Genomic DNA, 7291 nt, shown 5'->3' on the forward strand with positions numbered 1-7291 from the left:
GTAGGCTTTTAGCCCGACATCGTTTTTTGCAACAGCTGCTACATCCGGACCCCTGCCATAGGCGATCCCCGACCATAAAGTGAGCCCTTGACCGAATTGCAAGCTATAATCGCCAATGACCAGTTTGTTTACCCTGCCCATTTGATAAAGCCCGAGACTAAAGGAGGTGAAGTCAAAACTATAGGCGTTGCTACCACGAAAAAGTTCTTCACCCGCGTCTTTTTTACCCACCAGGGAGATCAGTACCTGTTTATCGTAAGTGTAGCGGTATTTGGTGAGTAATTTTTCCGGACTGCCCAGGTATCGGCTGCCAGGTAACTCCTGAAAGCCACGCTGTTGTTGCAGGGTTTCTGCATAACGGAAAAGCAGGTCGTGATGGCCTTTCTTGAGCAGGTCTTTAAACTGCAGGTTTTGAAAAGCATTATTTTGTTTAAGGGTAACAAAAGGGAGGATGTTTTGAATACTTTGCAGGTCGAAAGCCGGAATGGCCTGGAGTTCGTTAAGGTGCAGCAGTTTGCCATTGTTGGAGAGGTGACTAAAAAAATTACTGATCTGTAGGGGAGACAATAGCACCAGTGTTTTTAGCTCCTCTGGCGTCGTATTGTTTAAATCAATAGGGTGTTTGGCGAAGTGTTCGAGCTGGTCTATGAGTTCGGAGAGGTCAAAATCGGCTGTCAAGTCTGTAGAAAGGCTTTCTACCAAGTCCTTAATGGCTTGTTGCTCCTGGGCATGTACCGGGTAAAATGCAAGAATCAGGAAAAAAAGGGAGAGCAGTGCCCGGGACAGGTCATTAATTGTTGCCATCTTGAATGATTATCGACATTCAAAACAGCGCTATATTAATTGCAATAAAAAATATATTGTATTATTTAGATCTCTTCATTCAGTTTAAGAAGAAAACTCTTTAATTTTTCCAGGGAATCGATGATTTTTTGGTTTTCCTTGATTTCACCGGTATTATTTTTCAGGTGTTCTTTTGCACCCTTTAGGGTGAAGCCTTTATCATCAACCAGGTGGAATATGATCTTTAAATTTTCAATGTCAGCCGGGGTAAATAACCTGTTGCCTTTTTTATTTTTCTTAGGCTGCAGGACATCAAATTCCTTTTCATAAAACCTGATCTGAGATGCATTTACACCAAACATTTGTGTAACCTCTCCCATGCTGTAGTACATTTTATTAATTTCCCTTTCTTTGTATGGCATAGGTTATTATTGATTATAAGCCGATTATGGCATTTATTTAAAGTGTCCAAATGTAAAGGGATTTTAGTAGAATACCGCAATTAAATTTTAAATTTGTTGGATAATACAAGAAGGATGACCGCAAAAGAAATTAGGAGTGCTTATTTACAGTTTTTTGAATCTAAGCAACACCATATCGTGCCATCGGCACCAATCGTAGTTAAGAATGACCCCACTTTGATGTTCACCAATGCGGGTATGAACCAATTCAAAGATTTGTTTTTAGGTGAAGCTCCAATAAAATATAGGAGAGTAGCTGATACGCAACGTTGCCTCCGTGTTTCAGGCAAACATAACGACCTGGAAGAAGTGGGTATAGATACCTATCACCACACCATGTTTGAGATGTTGGGTAATTGGAGTTTTGGAGATTATTTCAAAAAAGAAGCCATTGCCTGGAGCTGGGAGTTGCTGACTGAAGTATATAAAATTCCTAAAGATCAATTATATGTTTCCGTATTTGAAGGAGATGAAAAAGAAGGACTACCACAGGATACGGAAGCTTTCGAGCTGTGGAAACAGTATATAGACGAAGACCGCATCATCCTTGGCAATAAAAAAGATAATTTCTGGGAAATGGGCGACACTGGACCTTGTGGACCATGTTCAGAAATTCATGTCGATTGCCGTTCTGCCGAAGAACGTGCAGCGGTACCAGGAAAGGATTTGGTAAATGCCGACCACCCGCAGGTAATCGAAATCTGGAACAACGTTTTTATGCAGTTTAACCGCTTAAAAGACGGGTCGTTGCAAGAGTTACCTGCTCAGCATGTTGATACAGGTATGGGGTTTGAAAGACTGGTAAGAGTACTTCAGAAAAAGGCCTCGAATTATGATACTGACGTTTTTCAACCCCTTATACAAGTGATTGCTCAGAAAGCTGGCATCGCCTATGGCGCTTCAGAGAAAACTGACATTGCTATGCGTGTAATGGCTGATCATATCCGGGCGATTTCTTTCGTTATTGCCGACGGGCAATTGCCAGCAAACAATAAAGCGGGTTATGTGATTCGCCGGATTTTACGTCGTGCTGTACGTTACGCTTATACCTTCCTTGACTTAAAAACACCTTTCTTAAACGAGCTTGTCCCTGTACTGGCTGAACAGTTTGAGGGAACCTTTAACGAACTAGCCGAACAAAAGGATTTCGTACAAAAGGTAGTGCTGGAAGAAGAGGTTTCTTTTTTAAGGACGCTGGCTACCGGTATACAACGTTTTGAAAGTTATACTAAAAAACAAGCAGACCTCTTACTGGCTGAAAATGCAATTGAAAAAGGAAAAGCTTTCGACGATCCCTGGGTGTATAGTATTGTTAAGGACCAGATGGTGATTGATGGAGATTTTGCCTTTGAATTAAATGATACCTATGGATTTCCGATCGATTTAACCGAGTTAATGGCGCGGGAAAAGAACTGGCAGGTGGATATGGAGGCTTATAACAACGCACTGCTAAAACAAAAGGAACGGTCGCGCGCAGCAACAGCCATTGATACAGGCGACTGGATTATGGTGAATCCGGACTTAGAAACCGAATTTGTAGGTTATGATGACCTTGAGGTGGAGACTAAGCTGATTAAGTACCGTAAGGTTAACGTGAAAGGCAAAGAGCAATTCCAATTGGTATTAAGCAAAACACCTTTTTATGCAGAAAGCGGAGGCCAGGTAGGAGATACTGGACGTATTGAGGATTTCAGCCGCCTGTTTTTTGTGGAAGTGACGGATACAAAAAAGGAAAACGGCATTACTGTACATTTCACTGATACCTTGCCTGAAGACTTGGAAGGCATATTATGGGCTGTGGTGGACGAAAGGAAACGGAGACTATCCCAGGATAATCATTCAGCTACGCATTTATTGCATGCCGCCTTAAAAAAGGTATTGGGACCTCACGTGAATCAAAAAGGTTCCTTGGTTACTCCAGATTACCTGCGGTTTGATTTTTCACATTTTGCAAAAATTACTGACGAAGAACTGGAGAAAATCGAACACCTGGTGAATCTGAAGGTACGTGAAAACATTAAGTTGAAGGAACAAAGGGAAGTTCCGTATGAACAAGCGCTTTCAAGTGGCGTAACGGCATTGTTTGGTGAAAAATATGGGGATTTTGTACGCATTATTACCTTCGATGACCATTATTCGAAAGAACTTTGCGGTGGAACGCATGTGAAGGCCACTGGTGAGATTGGCTTCTTTAAGATTGTTTCTGAAAGTGCCGTAGCTGCTGGTGTACGCCGGATTGAAGCCATCACAGCCGCCAAAGCTGAAGCTTTTATTGGAGAGCAAAGCAAAGAATTGAATGAACTTAAGGCCCTGTTAAAAGGAAATAAGGACATTAAAAGTGCTGTAGTTTCATTATTGGAAGAAAATGCCAGGTTAAAAAAGGAGGCTGAGAGAGCAATTATTGAACAGGCAGCAAGTTTGAAGCATGATATTGTTCATCATGTAAAAACCATTAATGGGATTAACATGATAGCTACCCATCTGGATTTGCCAAACGCAGAGGCTGTTAAAAACCTGGCCTTCTCCATAAAAGATATGGTTGATAATCTAGTTTTGGTATTTACGACTCTTATCGACGATAAACCCGGTATTACGGTGATGGTGTCGGAAAATCTGGTTAACCAAAGGGATTTAAACGCTTCAAAAATGGTTAGGGAACTGGCCAAAGAGATACAAGGTGGCGGTGGCGGTCAGCCGTTTTATGCTACAGCGGGTGGTAAAAATAAAGATGGCCTGTCTGCAGTCCTAGCAAAAGCAGAAGCCATGGTTAATGCTTGCTAACTAGCCGTTTTTCTGCCTAAAAAAAAGGGTTGGATCATTGATAAAATGATCCAACCCTTTTTTATAGCATTATATTAGCTTCTAATAGCGGCCGCTTCCGTGGCCTCTGCCTTTGTTACCGCGATGGTCATCGCCTTTACGTCCTTTATAATGACGGGTGTTATCATTTTTACCCCGTTTTTCGTAAGATTTGTAATATTTCTTATTAGTGTTTCCTCTGTTATTATCATTATACCTGCGTTCAACTACACGAGAACGACTATAACTCTCCCTGCTCGCTAAACGTCGGTTGTTCCCCTGGTTGTAACGAACGGGTGCATATTTATGACTTGCATAACGTTTCTTGTAGTTGTTATGGTGTAAATATGGCCTGTGGGAATTAATGACTACTTTACGCCCATGGTGCAGGTTATAGCCCCTGTATCTTGAAGGTAAATTCTTTGAATGTCGCCAGTTGCCTCCGCTGAAATAAATGAACTTCCGGGTTGGAACATAGTAGTAAGACTCAATTTCCGGAAGATAATAATAATCAACGTAATTGTAACCTCTAGGTCCCCAGTCTGGTTGTGCACCGATGTTAATGTTGACACTAACTTGAGCTTTCGCAGGCTTTACAGACAGCGCTGCAAATCCCAACAAGGCGAATACAATTAATCTTTTCATAACCTTTATCATTTGTGTGTGTAAACCAAAAGTCAAAATACATGCCAATTTTTCAAAATCTGGAACAATATCTATTAAATGCCTGTTTAAGACTATTTTGGTTATATTTGCAAAGAGAACATTTTAAATCTTTGTTAGCTTATAAACTATTAATGAGTACGAATACAATAACCACAGCTTCTGAATTTGAATTGGTATCAGGTTTGGAGATTCACGTACAGCTAAATACGAATACCAAAATATTTTCTTCAGATAGTGCTTCTTTCGGTGCAAAGCCTAATGAGCATATATCTCCGGTATCTTTAGCTTTGCCTGGTGCCTTGCCGAAACTAAATAAGGCGGTGGTTGAGAAAGCAGTTAAAATGGGGCTGGCTTTAAATTGTACCATTAACCAAAGAAATTATTTCGACAGAAAGAACTATTTCTATGCGGACCTTCCTAAAGGTTACCAGATAACCCAGGATAACTTACCCATCTGCCAGGGCGGTTACATTGAGGTAACGTTAGGCAACGGCAGCGTAAAGCGAATTGGCATCAATCGTATCCATTTGGAAGAAGATGCCGGTAAAAGTATGCACGATCAGAATGACCGGTATTCTTATGTAGATCTGAACCGTGCCGGTGTACCATTAATTGAAATTGTAACTGAAGCCGATATCCGTAGTTCAGAAGAAGCTTCGGCATTGCTCACCGAAATGCGGAAATTGGTACGTCACCTTGATGTTAGTGACGGCAATATGGAAGAAGGCAGTTTAAGGTGTGATGCGAATATCTCTATCCGCAAATCTGGAACTACAGCGTTTGGAACCCGTTGTGAAGTTAAAAATCTTAATTCTATCAGAAATGTGCGCCGGGCTATGGATTTTGAATTCAACAGACAGGTAGACGTCGTTACAGAAGGTGGAACCATCATACAGAGTACACTCAATTTTGATGCAGAGAATGGTACTACTTCCCCAATGCGAAGCAAAGAGATGGCCAACGATTATCGCTATTTTCCTGATCCGGATTTGCCGCCAATGGTACTTTCTGATCAATGGCTAGACCGTGTGAAAGCAGCTATGCCTGCATTGCCTAGCCAGATTACGCAAGAGTTAATGGAGAATTATAATATTAGTAATGGCGAAGCCAGTTTGCTGGCTGGTGATGCAGAATTACTTGCTTTTTTCTACAAAGGCGTGGAAGCGGTAAAACATAAGAAAAGCCTGATCAACTGGCTCGTTGGACCAATAAGGGCGTTATTGAATGAAAGAGCACTGTCCATTGCAGCGTATCATGTGACGCCTTTGCAGCTGGCAGAAGTAATTAACCTTTGTGATGACAAAAAAATAACGCAGCAGGTAGCGTTACAACAGCTGTTGCCCGCTATAGAAAATAGCCAGCAATCCAATATCCCAGCTCTGGCAAAATCACTTAACTTGTGGATTGAAGAAAATGACGACGAACTAGAAGGTTTCATTGATGAGGTAATGGCAAAATATCCCGCACAGGTTAGTGCCTATAAAAAAGGAAAAAAAGGGGTATTAGGCCTATTCGTTGGCGAGGTCTTAAAAATGGCTAAGGGAAAAGCAGATCCACAAAAAGTCAATATTCAAGTACAGAAAAAATTAGCATAGCATATGATAAAGAAATTAGCCTATATCGTTGTAGCCAGTATGGCCTTCGTAGCATGTAAAGACAACAATAAATTTGTAATTAACGGGAATTTTGAAAATTCGACCGCACAAAGTAAAGTTTACCTGTACGCTTTAGACAAGGCACAACCAACAGCAGTAGATTCAACAGTCTTGTCTGATAAGGGTGACTTTGTGTTTAATTACCCTTCGGAAGATCCTAACTTTTTTAAAGTATCTATTGGAAACAATGAGTACATGATTATTGCTAAAAATGGTGATGACATTAAGTTGAGTGCCAACTTGAGCGATCCTACCATGAAATACAGCTTGTCGGGTGCAGAAGAAGCTGATAAACTGGAAGCGCTTAATGTGACCAAAAATAAATTTATGGCGAAAATTGAAGCTTCGATAGCGAAGCGGAGAACAAGAATCGTGTAAAAAAACTTATTATCATGAATTTTTAGAGGTTCCCTAATCTTCTTGAATTTTTAGAGGCTTTCTCTCAATTATGGGTGGTCATGGATTTGCGAATTTCGGATTTGCATGAGGGCACAGTGGGGCAGGAAGCAGAGGGGATTTTCAGTCGAGAAACAGGTGCCACGAAGGACCGTTTTTTGTGTCGAAAAATCGACAGCAAAAGGCGGAATTTTAACATTTCAAATTTTAACATTTCCGAGATTAGTATCGAACTCAGTTCTTACTCACTCCTTACCCAAATGTTAAAAGTGGCTTTGCATGAAAAATCGCTTTTAACATTTCGGCGGCTATGGATTCCTGTAGCAAAAAGACTCGGATTAAAGCATCCAAGCCGGCAGGAAAATTCCGAGAATGGACACCCCGCAGAACATCCTCAAGAACGGGGCATGACTCTTTCAAATAGGTCGTGCCTTCTTTTGTCGTAGCATTGTCGTCGAAAGCATCAAGGCAACATATAGCGCCCGCAGCAAGCAGTACAAGTCGGAGGCCAAGCGGTCTTAGGAAGACAAT

At 41.2% G+C, this 7291-nt stretch carries 6 protein-coding genes and 1 pseudogene; 3 read left to right on the forward strand and 4 right to left on the reverse strand.

The features are described from left to right. A pseudogene (locus ACR2F3_RS12145) lies at positions 1-804 on the reverse strand (helix-hairpin-helix domain-containing protein); the annotation flags it as partial. A 65-nt stretch (positions 805-869) separates the two neighbouring features. Next, complete coding sequence (locus ACR2F3_RS12150; protein ID WP_432710242.1) at positions 870-1205, reverse strand: MerR family transcriptional regulator; 336 nt, start codon at positions 1203-1205, stop codon at positions 870-872. A 114-nt stretch (positions 1206-1319) separates the two neighbouring features. Here ACR2F3_RS12150 and alaS point away from each other — a divergent pair, with 114 nt between their 5' ends. Next, the gene (gene alaS / locus ACR2F3_RS12155) at positions 1320-4025 is read left to right on the forward strand and encodes an alanine--tRNA ligase (protein ID WP_432710243.1); all 2706 of its coding nucleotides are present in this window, start codon (positions 1320-1322) and stop codon (positions 4023-4025) included. An 81-nt stretch (positions 4026-4106) separates the two neighbouring features. On the opposite strand, the gene ACR2F3_RS12160 is transcribed toward alaS, so the two are convergent. Further along, complete coding sequence (locus ACR2F3_RS12160; RefSeq protein WP_432710244.1) at positions 4107-4688, reverse strand: hypothetical protein; 582 nt, start codon at positions 4686-4688, stop codon at positions 4107-4109. 152 nt (positions 4689-4840) lie between these two features. Between ACR2F3_RS12160 and gatB the strand changes: the two genes are divergently transcribed. Together gatB and ACR2F3_RS12170 are read left to right on the forward strand one after the other, a co-directional pair. Continuing rightward, positions 4841-6304 carry an Asp-tRNA(Asn)/Glu-tRNA(Gln) amidotransferase subunit GatB gene (gatB, locus tag ACR2F3_RS12165; protein ID WP_432710245.1) on the forward strand — a complete coding sequence of 488 codons (1464 nt, stop codon included), beginning with the start codon at positions 4841-4843 and terminating at the stop codon, positions 6302-6304. Positions 6305-6307: 3 nt separating this feature from the next. After that, positions 6308-6742, forward strand: a complete 435-nt coding sequence (locus ACR2F3_RS12170) for a DUF4369 domain-containing protein (protein ID WP_432710246.1) — start codon at positions 6308-6310, stop codon at positions 6740-6742. 270 nt (positions 6743-7012) lie between these two features. Here the strand turns inward: ACR2F3_RS12170 and ACR2F3_RS12175 are convergent. Then, positions 7013-7291 (reverse strand): hypothetical protein (locus ACR2F3_RS12175; RefSeq protein WP_432710247.1); only part of this gene is annotated, 279 nt, incomplete at its 5' end.

The organism is Pedobacter sp., from assembly GCF_045627485.1.
Lineage (GTDB): Bacteria > Bacteroidota > Bacteroidia > Sphingobacteriales > Sphingobacteriaceae > Pedobacter.

What these genes read in the sequence shown, in the direction of transcription:
- ACR2F3_RS12150 (WP_432710242.1), bottom strand. Translation starts at nt 1,205, where the DNA reads ATGCCATACAAAGAAAGGGAAATTAATAAAATGTACTACAGCATGGGA.
- alaS (WP_432710243.1), top strand. Translation starts at nt 1,320, where the DNA reads ATGACCGCAAAAGAAATTAGGAGTGCTTATTTACAGTTTTTTGAATCT.
- ACR2F3_RS12160 (WP_432710244.1), bottom strand. Translation starts at nt 4,688, where the DNA reads ATGAAAAGATTAATTGTATTCGCCTTGTTGGGATTTGCAGCGCTGTCT.
- gatB (WP_432710245.1), top strand. Translation starts at nt 4,841, where the DNA reads ATGAGTACGAATACAATAACCACAGCTTCTGAATTTGAATTGGTATCA.
- ACR2F3_RS12170 (WP_432710246.1), top strand. Translation starts at nt 6,308, where the DNA reads ATGATAAAGAAATTAGCCTATATCGTTGTAGCCAGTATGGCCTTCGTA.